Origin of the sequence: Curtobacterium sp. BRD11, from assembly GCF_031844345.1 — a bacterium.
GTDB lineage: Bacteria > Actinomycetota > Actinomycetes > Actinomycetales > Microbacteriaceae > Curtobacterium.
On record NZ_JAUZUZ010000003.1, the window covers coordinates 337202 to 359611 of the forward strand.

The following is a 22410-nucleotide window of genomic DNA, read 5'->3' on the forward strand; positions in this document are numbered from 1 at the left end:
GGGTGGTGCAGCGGGATCAGCGCCCGAACTCGAACCCGGCACCCGGGATCGCGGCGAGCAGGTCCTTCGTGTACTGCTCCTTCGGGTTCGCGAAGACCTCGTCGGTCGTCGCCTTCTCGACGATCTGCCCCTTCCGCATGACGCAGACGTTGTCCGCGACGAGGCGGACGACGGCGAGGTCGTGCGTGATGAAGAGGTACGTCAGGTCGAGCTCGGTCTGCAGCTCGGTGAGCAGGTCGAGGATCTGTCCCTGGACGAGCACGTCGAGCGCCGAGACCGCCTCGTCGAGCACGATGACCTCGGGCTTGAGCGCCAGCGCACGCGCGACCGCGATGCGCTGCCGCTGCCCGCCGGAGAGCTCGTTCGGGTAGCGGTTCACCATCGACTTCGGCAGCGCGACCTGGTCGAGCAGCTCGAGCACGCGGGCCCGGCGGCTCGCCTTGTCGCCCACCTTGTGCGTGGCAAGGGGCTCGGCGATCGTGTTCCCGACGTTGTACATCGGGTCCAGCGAGCCGTACGGGTCCTGGAAGACCGGCTGCACCCGGCGACGGAAGTCGAACAGGTCCTTGCCCTTGAGGGCGCCGATGTCGATGCCGTCGAACGTGACCGAACCACCGCTGATCGACTCGAGCTGCAGCACGAGCTTCGCGACGGTCGACTTGCCCGAGCCCGACTCGCCGACGAGCGCCGTGGTGGTGCCCTTCGGGATCGCGAACGAGACGTCGTCGACGGCCTTGAGCTCGCGGGACTGCAGGTTCTTCCCTCGGAGCTTGTAGACCTTCTGCAGGTTCTTCACCACGATGAGGTCCTGCGCCGGACGGTGCTCGCGCTCCTGGGCGCGGGCGATCAGCTCGTCGTCCTCGCTGCCCGCGTCGGCGATGTCGACCCGCGCGTGCTGCACCTTCGACTGGATGCGACGGCTCGCGAGCGAGGGCGCCGCGGCGACGAGGCGCTGCGTGTACGGGTGCTGCGGGTTGGCCAGGATCTCCTTGGACGGACCCGACTCGACGACCTGGCCCTTGTACATCACGACGAGCTTCTCGGCACGCTCGGCGGCGAGGCCGAGGTCGTGCGTGATGAACAGGACCGAGGTGCCGAAGTCACGGGTCAGCGTCTCGAGGTGGTCGAGGATGATCCGCTGGACGGTGACGTCGAGCGCCGAGGTCGGCTCGTCCGCGATGAGCAGCTGCGGGCGGCTGGACAGACCGATGCCGATGAGCACGCGCTGGCGCATGCCGCCGGAGAACTCGTGCGGGAACTGCTTGAGCCGGGTGGCGGCGTCGCCGAGGCCGGCCTCCTGCAGCACCTCGACCGCGCGGGCGCGGATCGCGTGCTTGCCGGTGGCCATGCCGTTGGCCTTGATGGCCTCTTCCACCTGGAAGCCGATCGACCACAGCGGGTTGAGGTTCGACATCGGGTCCTGCGGGACGTAGCCGATCTCCTTCCCGCGGATGCCGGCCATCTCCTTGTCGGACAGCCCGACGAGCTCACGCCCGTTGAACTTGATCGACCCGCCGGTGACCTCGCCGGTGCCGGCGAGCAGCTTGATGATCGCCTGGGCGCTGGTCGACTTGCCCGAACCGGACTCGCCGACGATCGCCAGACGCTCGCCCTGCTCGAGGGTGAAGTCGACGCCGCGTACGGCCTGCACGAGACCGCTCTGCGTGCGGAACCCGACCTGCAGGCCGGAGACCTCGAGCAGCGGGGCGCCGGAACCGGCCGGACGACGGGTGGTGGGATCGGTGAGCGTCTCGGTCATCGACGGGCCCTCGCCTTCGGGTCGAGCGCGTCGCGGACCACGTCGCCGAGGAGCAGGAACGCGAGCACGGTGATGGACAGGGCGGCGGACGGCCAGAAGATCGTCGACGGGTTGGTGCGGATCGACGTCTGCGCGGTCCCGATGTCGAGGCCCCAGCTGAGCGCCGACGGGGGCAGCCCGATGCCGAGGAACGACAGGGTGGCCTCGGCGACGATGAACGACCCGAGCGACACCGTGGCGATGACGATGACCGGGGCGATCGCGTTCGGGATCACGTGGCGGACGAGCGTGGTGAAGCGGCTGACGCCGAGCGCCGCCGAGGCGGTGACGTAGTCGGACTGCTTCGCACTGAGCACCGCACCGCGCATGATGCGGGCGATCTGCGGCCACGCGAACGCGGCGAGCACGAGGGCCACCGTGATCGCGTTGCGGGCCGGGATGACCGACATGATCACGATCGCGCCGAGGATGGTCGGGATCGAGAAGAAGATGTCGCCGATGCGGGAGACGATCGTGTCGAGCCAGCCGCCGTAGAAGCCGGCGAGGGCACCGATGATGATGCCGACGAGCGACACCAGGATCGTGGCCACCAGGCCGACGATGACCGAGCTGCGTGCGCCCCAGATGACACGGGCGTACACGTCGTAGCCCTGGCGGTTGTACCCGAGCGGGTGACCCGGGCGGGCGCCCTCGTCACTGAAGTCGAGGTTCGCGGCGCGCGGGTCCACGTGCGTGAACAGGCCGGGGAAGACCGCGACGACCAGCACGAGCAGGATCAGGACCGAGGAGATCCAGAAGGTCGGGCGGACACGCATGGAGTCCCACGCGTCGGTCCAGGTCGAGCGCGTCTTCTCCGTCTCGTCGACCTGGTCGACGGCCTGGAGCGGCGTCTCCTCGATCGGCGCCACGTAGTGCGTCGCGGAGCGGGGTTCGGCGTTACTTGGCATAGCGGATCCTCGGGTCCAGGACGGCGTAGAGCAGGTCGACCAGGAGGTTGGCGAGCATGAAGATGATGACCATCACGGCGACGAACGACACGACCGTGGGGCCCTCGCCGAGCTTGACGGCGCGGAACACCGTGCCGCCGACACCGTTGATGTTGAAGATGCCCTCGGTCACGACCGCGCCGACCATCAGGTTGCCGATGTCGACACCGAGGTAGGTCACCACGGGGATGAGCGAGTTGCGGAAGATGTGCACCCCGACCACGCGACGACGGGGCAGGCCCTTCGCGGTGGCGGTCCGGACGAAGTCGGCGTTCATGTTCTCGGCGACGCTGGCGCGCGTGAGCCGCACGATGTACGCGAACGACACGGTCGCGAGCACGACGGCCGGGAGCACGAGCTCCGACCACGGTGCCTGACCCGACACGGTCACGCGGAACAGACCGAGCTGGATGCCGAAGACGTACTGCAGCAGGAAGCCGACGACGAAGGTCGGCACCGAGATGAGCAGCAGCGAGACGACGAGCGCGGAGGTGTCGAACCACTTGCCCTTCTTGAGACCCGCGATGACACCGACGACGATGCCCGCGACGGCCTCGAAGAGCAGGGACAGGAGCGCCAGACGCGCGGTGATCGGGAACGCCGACGCGAGCTGCTGCGACACCGGCAGGCCCGAGTAGGTCAGTCCGAGGTCGCCGCGGAAGACGCCACCGATCCACAGGAAGTACTGGACGAGGAACGGCTTGTCCAGGTTGTACTGCTGCCGGAGCTGCTCGATCACCTGCGGCGACGGCTGACGGTCGCCGAACAGCGCGGCGATCGGGTCGCCGGGCAGCGAGAAGACCATGAAGTAGATGAGGAACGTGGCCCCGAAGAAGACGGGGATGAGTTGCAGGAGGCGCTTGCCGAGGTACCAGAGCATCAGATCGCTCGGCCCTGCGCAGCGGCGCGCGTGTCGTTCAGGTTCATGTCGTGAGGGGTGGACGGCTCGCGGGTCGGCACGGGTGTCCGGTGCGGGCGGCGGCGCCCGCGGTGGTGGGGGTTGTGTTGCCGCCGAGGTACGGGGGCCCGGAGACCGTGTGGTCTCCGGACCCCCGTCCGGTGGCCGCGGAGCAGGATACCTGCTCGCGATGTGTCTCCGCGGTGCTCGACCGCGGTGACACCGGTGTTACTTGGTGACCTCGATGTCGTAGTACAGCGGCACGGAGTCCCAACCGAACTTGACGTTCTTCACGTTGTCGGCCGACCAGACGCCGGTCACGTTGGAGTACCACAGCGGGATCTCCGGCAGGTCCTGGAACAGGAGCTCCTGGGCCTGGTCGAAGTACTTGTTGCCCTCTTCGACGGTCGAGGCGGAACGGCCCTTGGCGAGCAGCTCGTTGTACTCGGCCGAGTCGTAGCGCGCGTAGTTGCTGGACGAGCCCTCACCCATGGTCGGGCCGAGGAAGTTGTACAGCGACGGGTAGTCGGCCTGCCAACCGGTGCGGCTACCGCCCGTGAGCTTGTCCTGCGTCTGGGCGTCGAGCGCCTCCTGGAACGTCGGGATCGCCTTGCCCTCGGCCTTGATGTCGAGCGTGTTCGAGATCGAGTTGGTGACCGCGGTCACCCATGCCTCGTGTCCGCCGTCGGCGTTGTAGGCGATGGTGAGCGTCTCGTCGTACGGCGACATCTCGTTGGCCTGCGCCCAGAGCTTCTTGGCCTCGGACGGGTTGTAGTCGAGGACGTCGGAGCCCTTGAGGTCACCGTTCCAGCCGGCGATGACCGGGGAGGTGAAGTCCTTGGCCGGGGTGCGGGTGCCGTCGAAGATCTTGTCGGTGATCTGCTTGCGGTTGACCGCCATCGACAGGGCCTCGCGACGGAGCTTGCCCTCCTCGCCCTTCCAGTGGTCGAGGTAGTAGGGCAGGTAGAAGCCCTGGAAGATCGCCGCGGCCTGGTTCGCGTTCGAGTCGGGGAAGTCCGACTTGTACGTCGCGAAGGCAGCGTCCGGGATGGCGTCGAGCACGTCGAGGTTGCCACCCTGCACGTCCGCGTAGGCGGTGTCCTGCGAGGTGTAGAACGTGATCGTCAGACCACCGTTCTTCGGCTTGCGCTTGCCGGCGTAGTCCTCGTTGGTGACGAGCTTGATCGACTGGTTGTGCGTCCACGCACCCTTGCCGTCGAGCTTGTACGGGCCGTTGCCGATCGGGTTCTCACCGAACGCCTTGGTGTCGTCGTAGAACGCCGAGGGGAGCGGCATGAAGGCCGAGTAGCCGAGCGACAGCGGGAAGTCCGACTGCGCCGACTTCAGCGTGACGGTGAACTCGTCGTCACTCTTGACCTTGAGCCCGGTGAGCTCCGAGTCCTTGTCGGCGTCGTAGCCCTCGATGTTCTCGAAGAAGTAGCTCGCGCCCTGCGCGTTCGACTTCTGGGCAGCCCAGTTCCACGCCTTCGTGAACGACTCGGCCGTGACCTTCTCGCCGTTGGTGAAGGTGTAGCCCGTGTTGAGCGTGATGTCGTAGGTCTTGGAGTCATCGGTGTCGATGCTCTTCGCGACCTCGTTCACCGGCTTGCCGTCGGCGTCGTACGAGACGAGGCCCTCGAAGATCGACGTGATGATCTTGCCGCCACCGGTCTCGGTGGAGTTCGAGGGGATGAGCGGGTTCTGGGGCTCGGAGCCGTTCGTGGTGACGATCCCGGACGCGTTCGTCGAGCCCGAGTCACCGCCGTTGCCGCTTCCGTTGCTGGAGCAGCCGGTCAGGGCGATTGCTGTGGCCCCGAGCACGGCGAGGGCAGAGAGCCCAGCGCGCTTCTTGATCAAGGTTCCTCCTGGTGCATGGGACGCGCCAGGCACAGAGGTGCTGCCGGGCGCGTTTGTCCTTGCACTGTAGGCAGTGCTCGGACCGCCGACCAAACCCTGCGGCCATCGGTTACAAACCGGAAACCAAGTTGCAGGATCGTTGCGGGAGGATGCAAGATTCGGTCGCCCTGACGAGGCGCGAGCGGGTTTGTTGCTTCTGCAACGAAGTTGTTGCACGAGCGCACAGCGATGGGCTAGCCGAGCAGCCCTCGGACGGAGGTGGAGCGCTCCGACATCCCGCTGTCCGGAACCGTCGGCGCACACCCCCTGGCGCACGTGTGCCCTGCCCGGATCTCCGGACAGGGCACACGCTACGCGCTCAGGGGTGGGATCGCCGCCGTGTGACACGGGCGGCGGGCCCGATCAGGCGAACGCCTCGATCGGCGGGCACGCGCAGACCAGGTTCCGGTCGCCGTACGCCTGGTCGATCCGGCGGACCGGTGGCCAGTACTTCCGCGCACTGATCCCGGGGACGGGGTAGACGGCCTGCTCCCGCGTGTACGGGTGCGTCCACTCCCCCGAGATCGCGGACGCCGCGGTGTGCGGGGCGTGCACGAGCGGGTTGTCGTCCGCCGGCCACTCCCCCCGCTCGACGGCTGCCGCTTCGGCACGGATGGCCAGCATCGCGTCGACGAAGCGGTCGAGCTCGGCGAGGTCCTCGCTCTCGGTCGGTTCGACCATGAGCGTCCCGACGACCGGGAACGACATCGTCGGGGCGTGGAAGCCGTAGTCCACCAGGCGCTTCGCGACGTCGTCGACCGTGATGCCGGACGACTCGCGCAGGGGGCGCAGGTCGAGGATGCACTCGTGGGCGACGAGCCCCGACTCCCCCGTGTAGAGCACGGGGAACGCGTCACGGAGCCGCGCGGCGATGTAGTTCGCACCGAGGACCGCGGCCTCGGTCGCCCGGGTGAGGCCCTCGAGTCCCATCATCCGGACGTAGGTCCAGGTGATCGGCAGGATGCTCGGGCTGCCGTAGGGCGCTGCTGAGACCGGCCCACCGGCGTGGGCGAGTCGCCCGTCCGAGGTCGATCCGGGTCGCCGGTCCGGGTCCTGGGCGAAGGCGTGCGCCGGCAGGAAGGGCGCGAGGTGCGCCTTCGCCGCGACCGGGCCGACGCCGGGGCCGCCGCCGCCGTGCGGGATGCAGAACGTCTTGTGCAGGTTGAGGTGCGAGACGTCGCCGCCGAAGTCGCCGAACCGGGCGTGCCCGAGCAGTGCGTTGAGGTTGGCACCGTCGACGTACACCTGGCCACCGGCCTCGTGCACGGCGTCGCAGACCTCGCGGACGTCGTGCTCGTACACGCCGTGCGTCGAGGGGTAGGTGATCATCAGCGCGGCGAGGGTGTCGGCGTGCTGCGCGGTCTTGGCACGGAGGTCGGCGAGGTCGACGTTGCCGTCCTCGTCGCAGGCCACGACGACGACCTTCATGCCGGCGAGGACGGCGGACGCGGCGTTCGTGCCGTGGGCGCTCGACGGGATGAGGCACACCGTGCGGTCGACGTCACCACGGGACCGGTGGTAGCCCCGGATCGCGAGCAGCCCCGCGAGCTCGCCCTGGCTGCCGGCGTTCGGCTGCAACGAGACCGTGTCGTACCCGGTGACCTCGGCCAGCCAGGTCTCCAGGTCGCCGATCATGTCGAGGTACCCATCGACGTCCTCGCGCGGGGCGAACGGGTGCACGTTCGCGAACTCGGGCCAGGTGACCGCCGCCATCTCGGTCGCCGCGTTGAGCTTCATGGTGCAGCTGCCGAGCGGGATCATGCCGCGGTCGAGCGCGTAGTCCTTGTCGGCCAGGTGCTTGAGGTACCGCATCATGCGGGTCTCGCTGCGGTGCGCGCTGAACACGGGGTGCGTCAGGTACTCGCTGCTGCGCAGCAGGTCGGACGGGAGGCCCGTGGCCGCGTCGCGCACGGCGCCCTCGGTCGACGGGACGGTCACGTCCACCGCCCCGAACACGTCGGCGAGCGCCGTCACGTCCTCGGGTGTGGTCGTCTCGTCCACCGACAACTGGAGGGTGTCGGCGTCGATCAGGTGGAGCAGGCGGTCGGCGTCGCGCGCGGCGTCGACGATCGCTGCCGCGCGCCCGCGAGCCCGCAGGGTCAGGGTGTCGAACCAGTGCTCGTGCACGACCTCGAGCCCCGCCGCACGGGCGACGTCGGCGAGCGCCGAGGTCGTCCGGGCCACGCGGTCCGCGATGAAGCGCAGCCCCTCGGGGCCGTGGTAGACCGCGTACATCGAGGCCATCACGGCGAGCAGGACCTGCGCGGTGCAGATGTTGCTCGTGGCCTTCTCGCGACGGATGTGCTGCTCACGCGTCTGCAGGCTCAGCCGGTAGGCCATCTGTCCGTCGGCGTCGAAGGAGACGCCGACGAGCCGGCCGGGCAGCTGCCGCTCGAGTCCGGCACGGACCGCGAGGTACCCGGCGTGCGGGCCGCCGAAGCCGAGCGGGACGCCGAAGCGCTGGCTCGTGCCCACGGCGACGTCGGCACCCAGGTCGCCCGGGCTCGCCAGGAGCGTCATCGCGAGCAGGTCGGCCGCGACCACGGCGATGCCGCCACCGGCGTGCACGCGCTCGATGGTCGTCGAGGGGTCGACCACGCGCCCGGAGGCACCGGGGTACTGCACGATCACGCCGAAGGCGCCGTCCAGGTCGTCGTCGCTGGGCCCGGTCGCCGCGTCGAACTCGCGCAGGGCGATCCCGACCGCGTCGGCACGGTGGTCGAGCAGCGCGCGGGTCTGCGGCAGCAGGTCGGCGTCCACCAGGAACGCGTCGCCCTTCACCTTCGACGCACGACGGGCCAGGAGCATGCCCTCGACCACGGCCGTGCCCTCGTCGAGCATCGACGCGCCGGCGGTGGCCATGCCGGTCAGGTCGGACACCATCGTCTGGAAGTTGATGAGCGCCTCGAGTCGGCCCTGCGAGATCTCCGGCTGGTAGGGCGTGTAAGCCGTGTACCAGCTCGGGTTCTCGAGCACGTTCCGCTGGATCACCGCGGGCGTGTGGGTGCCGTGGTAGCCGAGGCCGATCATGGCGCGACGGACGGTGTTCCGCCCGGCCTTCGCGCGGAGCTCGGCGAGCGCCTCGGTCTCACCGACGGCCGCGGGGACGACCGTGTCGGTGGTGGGCGCGGCGTGGATCGACTCCGGGATCGCCGCGCGGACGAGGGCGTCGAGGGACGGCTGCCCGACCACGTCGAGCATGACCTGCTGGTCGGCGCTCGTCGTGCCGATGTGCCGGTCGGCGAAGGACGTCTGGAGGTTCTGCTGCGCGCCGGTCATGCGAGGGACGCCCGGTACGCGTCGTGGTCCATCAGGTCCTCGGGGAAGGAGGTGCCCTCGACCTTGAGCTTCACGAGCCAGCCCGCGCCGAACGGGTCCTGGTTGACCGTGTCGGGGGCGTCGACCACGGCGTCGTTGATCGCGACGACCTCGCCCTCGATCGGGGCGAAGAGCTCGCCGACGCTCTTGGTCGACTCGATCTCGCCCATCTGCTCGCCGGCGGTCGTGGTGGTACCGACGGCGGGGAGCTCGACGTAGACGACGTCCCCGAGCTGCTCGGCGGCGTGGTCGGTGATGCCGACGGTCACGGTGTCGCCCTCGACGAGGATCCACTCGTGGTCGGCGGTGTACTGCAGTGCGGTCTGGTCGGTCACGGGATCAGCCTCTCGGAGTGCGGCGGTAGAAGGGGAAGGGGGTGACGGTGCTGGGGATCGCGGTCCCGCGCACGTCGATGTGCAGGAGCTGTCCCTCGCCGGCCACGGTCGGATCGACGAAGGCCATGGCGACGGGGTGTCCCAACGTCGGCGAGAGCGCCCCGGACGTGACGGTGCCGACGACCTGCCCGTCGTGCACGACGTCGTACCCGGCGCGCGGCGCACGGCGTCCCTCGGTCACGAGGCCGACGAGCACGCGGGCGCCGGGGGCGGGCACCACGCCGGCGTCCCCCACGAACGAGCCCGAGGTCGCGACGACACGACCGAGACCGGCCTGGGCGGGTCGCACCTCGGTCGACAGTTCGTGCCCGTAGAGCGGCATGCCGGCCTCGAGCCGCAGGGTGTCCCGCGCGGCGAGCCCGGCGGGCACGACGCCGCGGTCGGCGCCGGTCTCGAGCAGGGCGTCCCAGATCGACGACGCGACGTCGGTGTCGCTGTAGATCTCGAAGCCGTCCTCGCCGGTGTAGCCGGTCCGGGCGACGAGGACCTCGGCGCCGTCGAACAGCGCGTGCAGCACGCGGTAGTACCGGAGTTCGTCGAGCGGGGTCTCCGGCTGCAGGCGGTCCGCCACGACCAGGGCGTCGAGCGTCCCCGCCGCGGCCGGACCCTGGATCGCCACGAGGGCGGTGGTGTCCGAGTCGTCGGTGACCTCGACGTCGTGGCCGCCCGAGCGCGCGACGAGCGCATCGACCGCGACGGAGCGGTTCGCGGCGTTCGCCACGACGAGGAAGACGTCCTCGCCGGTGCGGTAGACCACGAGGTCGTCGAGGATCCCGCCGTCCTCGGCGAGGAGCAGCGAGTACTTCGCGCGACCGACGGGCATCGCGCCGAAGGACCCGGCGAGCGCGTGGTCGAGGAACGGCACGGCGTCGGGGCCGACGACGCCGACCTCGGCCATGTGCGACAGGTCGAAGACGCCCGCGGCTTGACGCACGGCGTGGTGCTCGGCGAGGTCGGACGAGTACCGCACGGGCATCCGGTACCCGGCGAAGTCGGTGAAGGTGGCGCCCGCAGCCTCGTGCGCGGACTCGAGTGGGGAGGAACGCATGACGGAGTTCTCCTGGCATCGGCAGGACCCGACGGCCGTCGTCGGGTGGGAACTCCCCCTCTGTCATGGGCCTGAGAGTTTCACCGCGGCCCGTGAGGTCCGGCGGCTTTCACCGTGGGCGAGACGCCGCGCGGGCCCGGCGGGGACGCGTGTCTGCTTTTCAGAGTGGCCTGTCCGCTGCGGTGTGGGACCTGAGAGATTGACGGGGAGGTTGCTCCTTCGGTGCCGTGCGCGTGCGCTCGGCTCTCCCGCGGCGGGTGTGCGGCCGGTGTTGAGTTGTGCAGGCCCGAGCATACCGACCCCGCGTTTCCGGCATGTGTCGTGGTCGCCCCTTCGACGTCTCGTAGAATGCGGGGATGGCAGGACAGCGATCGCGCCCCCGTGGGCAGCTCGAGCAGGCGGTCCTCGAGACCCTGCGCGCTGCGGCCGACCGCGGCGTCGTGGACGGGTGCACGGCACGGCAGGTGCTGGACGCCTTCCCGGAGCCGCGTCCGGCGCTCACCACGGTGCTGACCGTGCTCGACCGCCTGGGACGCAAGGGCCAGGTCGAGCGGCAGGAGCACGCCGAGGCCCCGCTGACCTTCCGCGCCGTGCACAGCCGTGAGCAGCAGACGGCATCGCTGATGTCGAACGCGCTGGCCGCCGCGTCGGACCGCGAGGCCGCGCTGCTCCAGTTCACCGGATCGCTCGCCTCGGACGACCTCGACGTCCTGCGCCGCGCCCTCGACGCCCGAGCCCGCTCCTGACCGGAACCGAGCAGTGGTCGTCGTCGGAGTCGCCCTCATCGCCCTCGCCCTCGTCGTCGTGGTGGTCGCCCCGCGCGTCCTGACCCGGTCCGCCTGGACGATCGACCACCCACGCACGGCGCTGGTCTCGTGGTCCGTCGCGGTCCTGCTCGGCGTGGTCGGCTTCGTCGTCGGGGTCGCCCTCGTCGTCGCGGCCGACCGGCCGCTCGACCCCTTCCGGCTCACCGAGTCCCCGACGCACGGCCTGAACCTCGGCGTCGCACTCCTCGGCGTGGCAGCGTTCGTCGTCGCGGTCCGCGTTCGTCCCGGCGCCGAGCACGAGGCCGTGCGGCAGGCCATGCGGTCGGGCACCGCTCCGCACCGACAGATCGACGGTACCACCGTCGCCCTGGTCGAGGCGGACCACGCGCTCGCCTGCGCGGTCCCCGGTCGGTCCGGCGGCGTGCTCGTGAGCACCGGGCTCGCCGACCTGCTGCGGACCGACGAACTGGAGGCCGTGGTCGCCCACGAGCGGGCCCACCTGACGCAGCGCCACGCCGTGGCCGTCGCGGTCGCCGAGTCCATCGAGCGTGCGGTCCCGTGGGTTCCCGGGGCGCGCGCCATGGCGCGCTCGACGCGCGTCCTCGTCGAGTTCGCGGCCGACGACGCGGCGGCCCGACGCGTCGGACGCGACGCCCTGCGCCGGGCGGTGCTCGTGGCGGACGGGACGAGCGCGCTCGGGGCGGTCCGTGCCTCCCGGCTGCGCTGAGCCCACCGGTCACGCCTGTCGGGGGCGAGGCATAGGGTGGCAGGCACCGTGAAGCCACTGACCGAAGCAGACATCCGTTCGTCGTTCGTGAACGCCACCCCGGACGAGCTCGAGCAGCTCCCCATCCCGGGGTTGCACGAGATGCTGTGGGACGAGCGCGAGTTCCTCGGCTGGCGCGACCCGCAGGCCGCCCGACGCGGCTACATCGTGTCGTGGATCGACGATCGCCCGGTCGGCATCGTCGTCCGCTCCGCCGGCGGTTCGCTCCGCCCGGGCATCGCCGCGATGTGCTCGTTCTGCCACTCCCCGCAGCCGGCGACGCAGGTCCGCCTGTTCTCCGCCGCCCGCGCCGGTGAGTCCGGCCGGAACGGCAACACCATCGGGTCCTACATCTGCGAGGACCTCGGCTGCTCGATGCTCATCCGGACGGCGCCGCCGCACCTCAACCCGCCCGCGACGATCGCGATGCGCGGCGAGGCCCTGCTCGGGCGCGTGCGGAACTTCACCGAGGACGTGGCGAAGACCGCGTGAGCCGGTTCGCCACCGCGCGGTGGGCCGTCGTCGAGGAACAGGGCGACGGGCGCTGGCGCCTCAGCATCCGCGACGAGGCGGACGACGAGCTCGGCGCGCTCGGCCTCGGGGTCGAGGGGCCGTGGGACCCGGACGTCGAGCCGCACGTGGCGTTCGTCCTGGTGCAGCTCGGACTGACGCTCCGCGGTGCGCGGCCGTGGCGCGAGGACGAACTCGGCGACCAGCGCGCACCGGTGCTGCCGCTCGGGTGAGCGACCGTGTGTCCTCGGGCACACCACGTCGCGGCTGAGCGCTGCCGTCGGCCCGGCGTTCCTAGGGTCGGTGCCGTGACCACCGCACCACCGACCGCACTCGCCGTCCTCCTCGCTCTGCTGACGACGATCCTGCTCGGCGGGTGCACCAGGGGGTTCCTCGAGACCCCGCCCCCGAAGGGGTCCGAGGATGCCCTCGGCGCGCTGCTCGACGACCTCCGGACGCTGCCCGACGTGGCCGGTGCAGAAGGCGACGTGCGCCAGGTCGACGAGAAGGACCACCCGACCGACTGGCTCGCCGACGTCACCGTGCAGGCGCGGTCGAGCGACCTCGGTGTGGCGGCTGCGGTGCGGAGCACGGCGTCTGCTCGAGGGGCCCGCCCCGTGCCCGGCACGACACTCGTCATCGACCTCTCGGTACCGGCCGGCGACGACCGGGCGGCGGGGGTCGTCGACCCGCTCGACGCGGGACTGGTCGACGTGGCGGACCGCCTGCGGACCGAGTCGTTCGTCCGCGCTGTCCGTGCTGATCGGTACGCGACGCGGGTGACCGCGGTGGACCTGCCGTCCTGGACCGACACCGTGCGCCGGGTCCGCGCGGATGCCGGTGGACGCTCCGTGACCGTGGAGTCGGGCGACTCCTCCGTCGAGGTCGACGCGCTGCAGCCCGGACAGGCCGTGCTGGGCGTGCTCGACCGGGTCGGTGCCCGGGACGTCCGCTCCGAGGCCGGGACGCGCTACGACCGCAGCGTGGGCGGCGGACCGGCACGGCCTTCGCTGCACGCGACCGTACCGGACCCGGCCGCCACCGCCGCGGTGCTCGCCACGACACCCGACGAGGCCGCCGAGGCCGGGATCGCCCCGCGCACCGCGTTCTCGCTGACGGGCCCGGGCGGTGCCGAGGCCACGACCGAGGGACTGCTCGGACTCCCCCTCGGGTCCGCGGAGCCGCAGGACCTCGAGGCGCCGGCCCTGCCGTGGGCACCGGTCGACGTCACCGCCGAGACCGAGGCCGTGCGGTCCTTCGCGGCGCAGTCCGTGGAGCGCACCGGTGTCGCCGCCGAGGTGACGACGACGATCGAACCGTGCGCGGTGGGCCGGGAGGCACTCGGGAACGAGCAGGGGACGCGGGCCGTCGCGTCCGCCGTCGTCCCGGTCTTCACCCGCTACCGGGACGCGCAGGTGCCGTTCGACCGGGTCACGGCGACCTGGACGGCCGCGGGACTGACGATGGGCGGCCGGGCGTCGGGACTCGACCTGTGGACCGCCGACGACCCGACACCGCACGGCGTCGCGAGCGCGGACATCCGCGGCACGACCGAGGGCATCAGCCTGCACGTCCGGTCCGTCTGCGCTCGCTGACGCCACCCCGGAGCGGGCTCGATGCTGCGGCGGGGAACAGCTCAGGGCTCGGTGGCCGCGATGAAGTTGCGGAGGATCTCGCGGTCGTCGTCGACGCGGACGGCCCAGACCAGCTCGCTGCGGTGCGGGTCGTCCTGCAGCGGGAGCAGGACGACGGTGTCGGGTGCCGCGAGGGTCGCGCTCTCCGGGGCGATCGTCACACCGAGCCCCGCTCCGACCAGGTGGAGCACGGTGGCCCACGTCGTGGCCTCCTGCACGACCTCGGGTCGCCGTCCTTCGACGACCACGGGCGCGAGGTTGCGTTCGGTCGCGACCGCACCGGCGATCGCCGGGAAGAACACGAACGGATCGTCGACCAGTTCGATGCCGCGGATCGACACCCGCTCCGCGAGCCGGTGCCCGTGCGGGACCGCCGCGACGAAGGGCTCGGAGCGGAACGGCAGGAACCGCACGGCGGGGTCCGGGTCGGGGTCGCGCAGGACCGCCAGGTCGAGCTCGCCGCGGACGATGCGGGCGAGCAGCGTCGACGAGTAGCCCTCGGTGAGTTCGACGCGGACGAGCGGGTACCGCTGCCGGAAGGCCTGCACGCGCTCGATCGGACCGAGGGGCAACGCCGAGACGACGAACCCGACGTCCAGCCGTCCGGCCTCACCGCGTCCGACCCGCACGACCTCGTCCACGTCGCGCGCTGCCTGGTCGAGCAGCGAGCGTGCACGGCCCTGCAGCACCCGACCGGCGGCGGTGAGCGCGACGCTGCGCGAGGTGCGGACGAACAGGTCCACCCCGAGGTCACGCTCGGTCCGTCGGATCTGCTGCGAGAGCGCGGGCTGGGCGATGCGCAGCCGTTCGGCGGCCCGCCCGAAGTGCAGCTCGTCGGCGACGGCGAGGAACGCCCGGAGCTGCCGCAGGTCGACATCCATGCACGCAGCCTATCGATGAGCGGGAACGAGTATTGGACGCGATCAGATCCCTGGTCGAGGATGGATCCGTGCCCGAGACGCCCACGCTGACCATCGCCGAGTTCGAGACCGCCGCCGACGCCACGGCGTTCCGCACCCTCAACGAGGCGTGGATCGAGCAGTACTTCACGCTCGAGGACGAGGACCGCGCGATCCTCGGCGATCCGGTCGGCCGCATCATCGAGCCCGGCGGTGCGGTGTTCGTCGCGCGGCTCGACCACGAGGTCATCGGCTGCATCGGGATCATGCCCGTGGGCGAGCGCGTGTTCGAACTCGTCAAGATGGCGGTCTCGCCGGTGCACCAGGGGCACGGCACCGGACGGAAGCTCATCGCCGCAGCACTCGACCGCGCCCGGTCCCTCGGCGCGCAGCGGGTCGCGCTCGAGAGCAACAGTGCCCTGGCGAGCGCCGTGCACCTGTACGAGGCGTTCGGCTTCCGGCACCTCGCACACGACGAGATCGCGCCGAGCCCGTACGCCCGCGCGGACGTCCACATGGTGCTCGACCTGGTCTGACCCCGACCCGGTAGCGTCACGTTCGTGCACATCCGACCGCGCCGCGACGACGAGCTGGAGCACCTGGTCCGGGTGCTCCGGCGCACGCACGACGAGGACGGCTTCCCGGCGCACTGGCCCGACGATCCGGTCGCGTGGCTGACCCCGCCCGGGCACCGCTCGGCGTGGACCGCGTGGTCGTCGGGCAGCGTGGTCGGTCACGTCGGACTGGCCGCTCCCGCCGCGGCCGCGGCACCGCTGGTCACCCGACTCGTCGTCCACCCGGACCACCGTGGGCAGGGCGTCGCCGACGCCCTGCTGGCGGCGGCCGAGGCCTCCGCGGCGTCACCGGTCCTGCGGCTCGACGTGACCGAGGAGACCCCCGGCGCGTGGCGGCTGTACGAACGCCGCGGCTGGCGGCTGACCCACCGGTCTCCCGCGGACTGGGCGAAGCCGGACGGGACCGTCCCGACCATGCGGTGGTACGAGAAGCGCCTGCAGTGAGCCGGTACGCTCGCCGCATGGCGACGTACGAGGTGCAGGCCGTCCGTGAGCGCGGCGTGTGGCAGGTGTTCATCGAGGGGACCCCGATCACCGAGGTGCTCCGCTGGTCCTCCGTCGGTCCGGTCGCACGGGAGTTCCTCGCGATGGACCGCGACGACGACCTGCGCATCCGCGTCGTCGGCCGCAACCAGTACGTCGACGAGCTGTCCGACTGACGCCGTCGCGGCGCTCCTCCGCGAGCGTCCTCCCGCGGTGAGGCTCGAGCTGCGCGACGTCCCTCGCGCGCCCGGGCCCGGGACGGGTCGCTGGGCGCGAGACTCGTCCGAGCGCGACCGACCGCTCAGGCGACGTGCCAGACCAGTCCCTCCTGCGCGCTCGACGGGTAGGCCGCCGCGATGCGGTGCACGGCCTCGCGCAGGGTCTCCGGCGAGCACGCCAGGTTGAGCCGCGCGAACCCCCGCCCCTGGGCGCCGAAGCCGAGCCCGGAGTTCAGCGCCACGTACGCGTGCTCACGGAGCGGCACCGCGGGGTCGTCGCCGAGGCCGATCCCCCGGAAGTCGAGCCATGCGAGGTAGCCGGCCCGCGGCCGCGTGTAGACCACCCCGGGCAGGTGCTCGGCGAGCAGGGCGCCGAGCAGCCGCTCGTTCGCGACGATGCGGGCGACGACGTCGTCGAGCCAGTCCGTCGCGAGGGTGAACGCGGCGAGGTTCGCGTGCAGCCCGAGGATGCTCGTGCGGCAGGCGACCTCCTCCCACAGCGTGTCGAGGAGCGCCGCGGTCCGGTCGTCCCCCGCGACCATGACGGAGCACTTCACGCCGGCGAGGTTCCAGCCCTTGCTCGCGCTCGTCACGCAGACGCTGCGGGCGCCGTGCTGCTCGGCGACCATCGCGAACGGGGTGAAGCGGACGCCCGGGTGCGTGAGCGGCGCGTGGATCTCGTCGCTGACGACGAGCACGTCGTACCGTGCCGCCAGCTCGGCGAGCGCCTCGAGGTCGGCCCGGTCGTGCACGAGTCCCATCGGGTTGTGCGGGTTGCAGAGCAGGAACACCCGGACGCCGTCGGCGAAGGCGCGCTCGAGCCCGGCGAGGTCGAGCCGGTAGACGCCCCACTGCTCGGTCAGCGGAACCTCCTCGACCTGACATCGTGCTTCCTCGACGAGCTCGAAGAACGGCGGGTACACCGGCGGGGTGATCGCGACGCGTCCGCCCTCGGGCAGCGCGAGCCGGAGCGACTCGACGATCCCCACGCTGACGTCCGTCGCCAGGTGCACACGCTCCGGGTCGACCGCCCAGCCCCACCGGTCGCGCGCGAACTGCGCGAACGCCGGCGCGAGCGGCCCGGGGCCGTCCAGGTACCCGAGGTCGGACTGCTGCACCCGCTCGACCAGTGCCTGCCGGATCGCCGGCGCCACGTCGTGGTCCATCTCGGCGACGAACAGGGGCAGCACGTCGGGCGCGTAGCGCGTCCACTTGATGCTCGTGCGGACCCCGCGGAGCGTGCCGACCGGGTCCTGTTCGTCGTCAGCCATGCGTCCCAGCATGCATCGACCGGGAGGCCCGGTGCGAGTCCGGCCGTCATCCCGCGTCGTCCAGCGATCACCTCCCGGGCACTTCACCAGCACGAATCGACTGCCGTAGCGCAGAACGCGTCGGGTTACTCCGGCGGATCCGACACGTTCTACTCCACCGACGAGCCGATCACGTCAACTCCGGTGATCGGCAGCCAGCACCACCACCCTTTGCACGCGAGAACTGGCAGGACGTCAGACTGGTTCAGGCAGACAGCGCAGCGCGGTCCGGCCAAGCGCCGACCGACTGTAGGTATTCGGTTGCCTCGGCATCTTCGCGGAACTCTAGGAGCGCCCCCACCTTCTCCGCGAGGACCTCTCGCACCTCTGCCGGGCTGGCGAAGAAAAACTCCTTCCGTGGGTTCGCCTGGTTGAGTGCGCGCGCCGCGAAGTGCCGATGAAGTTCGGTCTCCAAGGAGACTGCGTCCTCGGAGAAGTAGATCGTGTGCACGTCGAATCGGAACGGTACAGAAGCTCCGCCGAGCTCATGCACCCGGTCAGCCGGTTCCAGGCGGCGCGTCAGCCCGATCTTCACGACGTCCGGCCCGAACGCCCCCCGGTTCGAAATGACGTACACGTACCCAGCTCGGATGTTCGCAGCTCGGAAGTCGTTCTGCTCGATTGCCACGTCGATCTGGCCCAACCGCGCCTCAAGGACGGGGTCGGATTCGCCGTTCGCCCGTAGCCGCTCGAGCGTCTGCTCGATGAGGGCACGCTCCTTGTCGAGCCGTTCGCGTTCCGCCTCGAGCTCTTGCTGTACCCGCTTCTCTTCGCGCAGTCGAGCACGTTCGTCCCGCTCTCGCTCCCGCTCTTCCTGCTTCCGCATCAGCCAGTCCGACGTCAGCTCAACCTCCTCGATGCGAAGGTCGTGATACTCCTGAGCGATCTGCATTTCCATCATCGCGCCCAGGCGAGCAATGGCATCCCGCGACTTCTCCAGGCGACGCTTTGCCGTTTCGACGTTACCTGCACGGAGCGCCCGGACAGCACTGTCCGCCTCGGCGTTGTACGCGCGCAACATCAATTTCGACAGGTCGTCGCTCATCTTGCGTCCCTTGGCGAGCGAGTTGTCGAACGTGAACATGTTGGAACGGTGAATCGCTCGGCCGTCGCGGACGAGCGCGGCGACGGTTGCCTCGATCACCGCCAGCCGCTCCTTGTACGCGGCTGCGTTCTCGAGCGGATGGTGGTAGCGGTATATCCCGACTGACTGCAGGACCTGTTGGTCGTCGAGGGGGACAGCGACGTTCACTCCAGCGGAGGTGTCAGCCCGAAGACTACGCACTTCCGCCTCCAGCTGAGCGATGCGAGCGTCTCGGGGGTCGTCGAAGCTGCTGAGTGCCGAATCCTTCACCGGCAGGAGGACCATCAGTTCCTCACCACTGATCCCGTCATCCTCGACCCGCGATGGAACGTCCATGGTGATTCCCGCCACGTCGTTGTGCGGCGCTGGCAGCGTCGGGCCCCCACGTCGACGTTCAGGGTTCGACTGCTGGTCTTCGATCCAGAGTGACCAACCTTCCGGAAGCGCCGGCCAATCGGCGGGCGGGCTCCAGGAGGTCGGGGGTTGCCAGCCCGCGGGAACCGGCGGCCAGGACGGAGGTGGGTTGAAGCGGCGGTTGCTCACGACCGTCGCACTCCACCGGGATCGACAACGGTGAGCGCGATCGGGTTCTTTGAGATAGCTGCACCAAGGTGCTGGAGCGTTGCGGTCGGTACGACAGATGCCAGGTCGAACTCGACGAAGTGATCGCGCGATGCGCCCACCGCGACGAGGGGGAAGAACCGGTCGAGTCCGGTCGCTGGATCCTTCGTCGCGGGCCCGACCTCGAGCGCTATCGACCGAACGACCCCTCGGCGATCGGCTTCGAAGACTTCGTGCAGCGTTCGGAGCGCAACCTGCGCGAGAGCGTCCCCGTACCGTTCGTTCTGGTCCTTCTTTGTCAGCGCGGCGCCGACGATCTCGTCCGATGCCTTCACCCACCGGTAGGCCTTCACCGCAGGGAGGAGCTCCGGCGCGGGCACGACTGCGCGGATGGCCGCCTCACCGGACGCTGCGTCGAAGGTTGCTTCGTGCCGAACCTCGAAGTCCTCCGGATAGACGGAGTTTGCAAGAACGATGTCCAGGTACTCCTGGACAGCTTCAGGGACTCCGTAACCAAGACCCGCGATCAAGGCATCGATCTCAGCGTTGTGCTCGTCGACCTCACGTTGACGGGCTTCGCAAGTGGCTTGGTACCGGCCTCGTTCCACTTCCAGTTGCTCTCGACGGCGGTGCTCAAGCGCATCGTGCTGGCGATCGGCGTCGGCCTGGCGAGCTGGGAGGGAGTCACGAAGCCTCTCCCATTCAGCACCATGGGCTTGGAACGCGGCCCACGCCTCCTGCTTCAGCTCCTCGTGCTTCTTGCGCTTTCCGAACAGTCCCTTCGGCGCCGCCGGCTCCTGCCAGATCGGCGCGGGCGGCAACGCCAGCGGCATCGGCCGCGGGATCGGAACCTCGAGGTCCGGGTGCGGGAAGGGCGGATGGTGAGCCGTCCGCTTGAGCTGCTCCAGATCGACGTGATCGTCGACGTTCAGGGTCGCCCCGAGAAGGCTTCCGACGGCCGCGTTCGTGAGACGAAGTACCTCGTTCTGGTCGTCGGCCTCAGCCTTGCGCGCCTCGGCGTAGGCAGCCTGTGCCTCGCGCTCCGCCCGCTTCCGCTCGGCCTCGGAGGCGCGCTCGGAAGCCGCTGCCGCTCGTACCGCTTGCGCCCGAGCCCGTTCGGCCTGCGCTCGCGAGCGCTCGATGGCAGCCTGGGCAGCCGCGCGCTCACGACGCGCTCGTGCGGCTCGCTGATCTGCGAGCCGCTGCTGATGTTGAATCTCCGCGAAGAAACCGCGTCTGCGTGCCAAGTTCTTCCCCTCGTTCGACGCCCATTGCGTCACTCACCACTGCCCGGAGGGCGAGCGATCCTCGAAGCAGCGTAGACGTTCTGACGACTCGTGAGCACCGCCGCGTAGCCGCAGCGACGGCGCACGGACGCGTCAGCACGGGTGCCCGTAGATTCGGCACCATGAGCACGAGCACCGCCGACAAGGCGACCACCCTCAAGCAGCTGCACGAAGCCCCCGAGATCCTGCGCGTCGTCAACGTGTGGGACGCGATCAGCGCGAAGGTCGTGAGCGACCTGCCGGAGACGAAGGCGATCGCGACCGCCGGGCACTCCATCGCCGCGAGCCACGGCTACGACGACGGCGGGATGCCGCTCGACGTGGCCCTCGCGGGCGCCGCGACCGTCGCCGCCGCGACGGACCTGCCCGTCACGGCGGACCTCGACGGCGGGTACGCGGACCCGGCCGAGACGATCCGTCGCGCGATCGCCGCCGGGATCGTCGGCGCGAACGTCGAGGACCGCCTCCGTCCCTTCGACGAGGCCGTCGCCCGCGTCGCCGCGATCACCGCCGCAGCCGAGGCCGAGGGCGTCGCCTTCCAGCTCAACGCCCGCACCGACGCGATCGCCCGGGGTGGCGACCGCCCGATCGACGAGAGCATCGAGGACGCCATCGCCCGCGGGAAGGCGTTCCTCGACAACGGCGCCGCACTCGTCTTCGTGCCGGGTGCGATCCAGCGCGACGTGGTCGAACGACTCGTCGACGGGCTCGGTCGCGGCAAGCTCTCGGTGATCGGACTGCCGGGCGCCCTGCCGGCTGCCGAGTACGAGGCCCTCGGCGTCGCCCGCATCTCCTACGGTCCGCTGACGCAGCGCGTCGCGCTGCGCGCGCTCCGCGACCTGGCGACCGACTTGTACGGCGACGGCGTCGTGCCGGAGGACACCCCCGCTCTGAACTGACGGCCCACCGGACGGGAGGCGCGGTGCACGCTCGCACCGCGCCTCCCGTCCGTCTTGCTGGACGTTCCGGACGAAGCGACGTATAGTGTCTCATTGGTGCACTGCAGCGAACCCATCTGACTCGCGCACACCAGCACGTCTCGTACCGACCCGCCGGGTCGCATTCCACCGAGACCACCGCTCGATCCGAACGGACGAGCAGCACGTCGAGACACGACGTGCGCACCCGCAGCCGATGCGTCGTGCCGGACCACGGAGTCCGCCGACCAGAGCACGGCCGGGTGCCGAACGACCAGGAAGTACCGCACCACCATGACCAGCAACGACCGCATCACCATCTCCGGGACCGCACTCGCGGCCCCCACCGTCTCCCCCGACCGCATCGCCGAGTTCCCGGTCCGCGACGACCGCTCGCAGCGCGAGTACCTCGTCCGCATCGCGGCCGACGACCTGCGCCTGTTCGTCACGCGTGACGCACGCGTGGACATCGACGGCGAGGCCGGCTGGACCGTACCCGGCCGCTCCTGGCGGGGCGAGTCGAGCCGGACCATCCTGCTCGCGCGCCGCGTCGGCAAGGGCGAGCTCGCCCTGGCCGCCTAGGTCGGACCCGCCGGAACCGCTCACACGGTTCCCGGTCCACACACGACGAACGCCGCCGGCTCAGCGCCGGCGGCGTTCGTCGTCTGTGCCTTCGGGGTGTCAGGCCGGCCCGTACGACGACGGCCCCTCGGCTCCGCGGAAGCGCGTGCCACCGTCCGCGTTCACCGGGAGCGCCGGACCCGCACGCCGTGCCGCGTCGCGCAGGCGACGGATGAACGCCGGGTCCTCGGGCTCGAGCTCGTCGTCCGGGGCGACCGTCACGCAGAGCTCGCTCGCCGGGCCGACGAGCAGGATCGACGTCGACACCGAGCCGTCGTCACCGACGCTCGGCACCGTGATCGTGTCGGTGCGCGAGTTCGCTCCGAGGACGGCCGCGTAGTCGGCGACCGCGTCCGCGATCAGGTCCCCGGTGAGGATCTGGCTCGCGTCGTAGTTGATGTACTTCACGTCTGCTCCTCATCTCTCCCTCGACGGTAGGTACCGCGTGTGCGAGGAGGTCTGGAGTGTGCGTTCCGTGG

At 70.5% G+C, this 22410-nt stretch carries 22 protein-coding genes and 1 riboswitch; of the genes, 10 read left to right on the forward strand and 12 right to left on the reverse strand.

The features are described from left to right. Positions 1-16: 16 nt before the first annotated feature. From Q9R28_RS09450 to gcvT, 7 genes are all read right to left on the reverse strand, one after another. Positions 17-1759, reverse strand: a complete 1743-nt coding sequence (locus tag Q9R28_RS09450; RefSeq protein WP_066652791.1) for an ABC transporter ATP-binding protein — start codon at positions 1757-1759, stop codon at positions 17-19. Beyond that, the gene (locus tag Q9R28_RS09455) at positions 1756-2706 is read right to left on the reverse strand and encodes an ABC transporter permease (protein WP_066652788.1); all 951 of its coding nucleotides are present in this window, start codon (positions 2704-2706) and stop codon (positions 1756-1758) included. The genes Q9R28_RS09450 and Q9R28_RS09455 overlap by 4 nt, the downstream gene beginning before the upstream one ends. Continuing rightward, a complete protein-coding gene (locus Q9R28_RS09460) occupies positions 2696-3625 on the reverse strand; it encodes an ABC transporter permease (RefSeq protein WP_066652773.1) in 930 nt (309 codons plus the stop codon). Before Q9R28_RS09460 ends, Q9R28_RS09455 begins: the two co-directional genes overlap by 11 nt. A 246-nt stretch (positions 3626-3871) precedes the next feature. Continuing rightward, positions 3872-5500 (reverse strand): ABC transporter substrate-binding protein, encoded by a 1629-nt coding sequence (locus tag Q9R28_RS09465; protein ID WP_066652772.1) that lies wholly within the window; start codon positions 5498-5500, stop codon positions 3872-3874. A gap of 402 nt (positions 5501-5902) precedes the next feature. Next, complete coding sequence (gene gcvP / locus Q9R28_RS09470) at positions 5903-8818, reverse strand: aminomethyl-transferring glycine dehydrogenase (RefSeq protein ID WP_311205958.1); 2916 nt, start codon at positions 8816-8818, stop codon at positions 5903-5905. Beyond that, complete coding sequence (gene gcvH / locus Q9R28_RS09475; RefSeq protein ID WP_066652768.1) at positions 8815-9192, reverse strand: glycine cleavage system protein GcvH; 378 nt, start codon at positions 9190-9192, stop codon at positions 8815-8817. The genes gcvP and gcvH overlap by 4 nt, the downstream gene beginning before the upstream one ends. A gap of 4 nt (positions 9193-9196) precedes the next feature. Further along, a complete protein-coding gene (gene gcvT / locus Q9R28_RS09480; protein WP_066652765.1) occupies positions 9197-10300 on the reverse strand; it encodes a glycine cleavage system aminomethyltransferase GcvT in 1104 nt (367 codons plus the stop codon). Positions 10301-10470: 170 nt separating this feature from the next. Next, positions 10471-10561, reverse strand: a riboswitch (glycine riboswitch). Between the two features lie 95 nt (positions 10562-10656). Here gcvT and Q9R28_RS09485 point away from each other — a divergent pair. The 5 genes from Q9R28_RS09485 (at position 10657) to Q9R28_RS09505 (ending at position 13938) form a co-directional block, all read left to right on the forward strand. After that, the gene (locus tag Q9R28_RS09485; RefSeq protein ID WP_066652757.1) at positions 10657-11046 is read left to right on the forward strand and encodes a BlaI/MecI/CopY family transcriptional regulator; all 390 of its coding nucleotides are present in this window, start codon (positions 10657-10659) and stop codon (positions 11044-11046) included. Positions 11047-11059: 13 nt separating this feature from the next. Then, entirely contained in the window at positions 11060-11794 is a 735-nt protein-coding gene (locus tag Q9R28_RS09490) for a M56 family metallopeptidase (protein WP_209683672.1), read from the forward strand. 48 nt (positions 11795-11842) lie between these two features. Further along, a complete protein-coding gene (locus tag Q9R28_RS09495; RefSeq protein ID WP_081985224.1) occupies positions 11843-12325 on the forward strand; it encodes an FBP domain-containing protein in 483 nt (160 codons plus the stop codon). Next, entirely contained in the window at positions 12322-12576 is a 255-nt protein-coding gene (locus Q9R28_RS09500; RefSeq protein ID WP_311205959.1) for a hypothetical protein, read from the forward strand. The genes Q9R28_RS09495 and Q9R28_RS09500 overlap by 4 nt, the downstream gene beginning before the upstream one ends. Before the next feature lie 75 nt (positions 12577-12651). Then, positions 12652-13938 (forward strand): hypothetical protein, encoded by a 1287-nt coding sequence (locus tag Q9R28_RS09505; RefSeq protein ID WP_311205960.1) that lies wholly within the window; start codon positions 12652-12654, stop codon positions 13936-13938. Positions 13939-13979: 41 nt separating this feature from the next. On the opposite strand, the gene Q9R28_RS09510 is transcribed toward Q9R28_RS09505, so the two are convergent. After that, complete coding sequence (locus Q9R28_RS09510; RefSeq protein ID WP_251159889.1) at positions 13980-14858, reverse strand: LysR substrate-binding domain-containing protein; 879 nt, start codon at positions 14856-14858, stop codon at positions 13980-13982. Between the two features lie 68 nt (positions 14859-14926). Between Q9R28_RS09510 and Q9R28_RS09515 the strand changes: the two genes are divergently transcribed. From Q9R28_RS09515 to Q9R28_RS09525, 3 genes are read left to right on the forward strand one after another with little or no spacing between them, the layout of a single operon-like run. Further along, positions 14927-15412: a GNAT family N-acetyltransferase gene (locus Q9R28_RS09515; RefSeq protein ID WP_251159890.1), complete on the forward strand. Its 486-nt coding sequence runs from the start codon at positions 14927-14929 to the stop codon at positions 15410-15412. Between the two features lie 24 nt (positions 15413-15436). Then, positions 15437-15895 carry a GNAT family N-acetyltransferase gene (locus Q9R28_RS09520; protein ID WP_251159891.1) on the forward strand — a complete coding sequence of 153 codons (459 nt, stop codon included), beginning with the start codon at positions 15437-15439 and terminating at the stop codon, positions 15893-15895. Between the two features lie 17 nt (positions 15896-15912). Continuing rightward, complete coding sequence (locus Q9R28_RS09525; RefSeq protein WP_209683687.1) at positions 15913-16110, forward strand: hypothetical protein; 198 nt, start codon at positions 15913-15915, stop codon at positions 16108-16110. Positions 16111-16235: 125 nt separating this feature from the next. Here Q9R28_RS09525 and Q9R28_RS09530 read toward each other — a convergent pair whose 3' ends face one another. From Q9R28_RS09530 to Q9R28_RS09540, 3 genes are all read right to left on the reverse strand, one after another. Then, positions 16236-17423, reverse strand: a complete 1188-nt coding sequence (locus Q9R28_RS09530; RefSeq protein WP_251159892.1) for a MalY/PatB family protein — start codon at positions 17421-17423, stop codon at positions 16236-16238. 244 nt (positions 17424-17667) lie between these two features. Further along, positions 17668-19089 (reverse strand): DUF4041 domain-containing protein, encoded by a 1422-nt coding sequence (locus Q9R28_RS09535; protein ID WP_251159893.1) that lies wholly within the window; start codon positions 19087-19089, stop codon positions 17668-17670. After that, positions 19086-20354 (reverse strand): hypothetical protein, encoded by a 1269-nt coding sequence (locus Q9R28_RS09540; protein ID WP_311205961.1) that lies wholly within the window; start codon positions 20352-20354, stop codon positions 19086-19088. The genes Q9R28_RS09535 and Q9R28_RS09540 overlap by 4 nt, the downstream gene beginning before the upstream one ends. Before the next feature lie 161 nt (positions 20355-20515). On the opposite strand from Q9R28_RS09540, the gene Q9R28_RS09545 reads away from it, so the two are divergent. Both Q9R28_RS09545 and Q9R28_RS09550 read left to right on the forward strand, forming a co-directional pair. Continuing rightward, positions 20516-21292, forward strand: a complete 777-nt coding sequence (locus tag Q9R28_RS09545) for an isocitrate lyase/phosphoenolpyruvate mutase family protein (protein ID WP_311205962.1) — start codon at positions 20516-20518, stop codon at positions 21290-21292. 312 nt (positions 21293-21604) lie between these two features. Further along, positions 21605-21892 (forward strand): hypothetical protein, encoded by a 288-nt coding sequence (locus tag Q9R28_RS09550; protein ID WP_066652736.1) that lies wholly within the window; start codon positions 21605-21607, stop codon positions 21890-21892. Positions 21893-21991: 99 nt separating this feature from the next. On the opposite strand, the gene Q9R28_RS09555 is transcribed toward Q9R28_RS09550, so the two are convergent. After that, complete coding sequence (locus Q9R28_RS09555) at positions 21992-22339, reverse strand: hypothetical protein (protein WP_066652733.1); 348 nt, start codon at positions 22337-22339, stop codon at positions 21992-21994. Between the last annotated feature and the right edge of the window lie 71 nt (positions 22340-22410).

What these genes read in the sequence shown, in the direction of transcription:
- Q9R28_RS09530 (WP_251159892.1), bottom strand. Translation starts at nt 17,423, where the DNA reads ATGGCTGACGACGAACAGGACCCGGTCGGCACGCTCCGCGGGGTCCGC.
- Q9R28_RS09485 (WP_066652757.1), top strand. Translation starts at nt 10,657, where the DNA reads ATGGCAGGACAGCGATCGCGCCCCCGTGGGCAGCTCGAGCAGGCGGTC.
- gcvP (WP_311205958.1), bottom strand. Translation starts at nt 8,818, where the DNA reads ATGACCGGCGCGCAGCAGAACCTCCAGACGTCCTTCGCCGACCGGCAC.
- Q9R28_RS09450 (WP_066652791.1), bottom strand. Translation starts at nt 1,759, where the DNA reads ATGACCGAGACGCTCACCGATCCCACCACCCGTCGTCCGGCCGGTTCC.
- Q9R28_RS09455 (WP_066652788.1), bottom strand. Translation starts at nt 2,706, where the DNA reads ATGCCAAGTAACGCCGAACCCCGCTCCGCGACGCACTACGTGGCGCCG.
- gcvT (WP_066652765.1), bottom strand. Translation starts at nt 10,300, where the DNA reads ATGCGTTCCTCCCCACTCGAGTCCGCGCACGAGGCTGCGGGCGCCACC.
- Q9R28_RS09460 (WP_066652773.1), bottom strand. Translation starts at nt 3,625, where the DNA reads ATGCTCTGGTACCTCGGCAAGCGCCTCCTGCAACTCATCCCCGTCTTC.
- Q9R28_RS09510 (WP_251159889.1), bottom strand. Translation starts at nt 14,858, where the DNA reads ATGGATGTCGACCTGCGGCAGCTCCGGGCGTTCCTCGCCGTCGCCGAC.
- Q9R28_RS09525 (WP_209683687.1), top strand. Translation starts at nt 15,913, where the DNA reads ATGGCGACGTACGAGGTGCAGGCCGTCCGTGAGCGCGGCGTGTGGCAG.
- Q9R28_RS09550 (WP_066652736.1), top strand. Translation starts at nt 21,605, where the DNA reads ATGACCAGCAACGACCGCATCACCATCTCCGGGACCGCACTCGCGGCC.
- Q9R28_RS09545 (WP_311205962.1), top strand. Translation starts at nt 20,516, where the DNA reads ATGAGCACGAGCACCGCCGACAAGGCGACCACCCTCAAGCAGCTGCAC.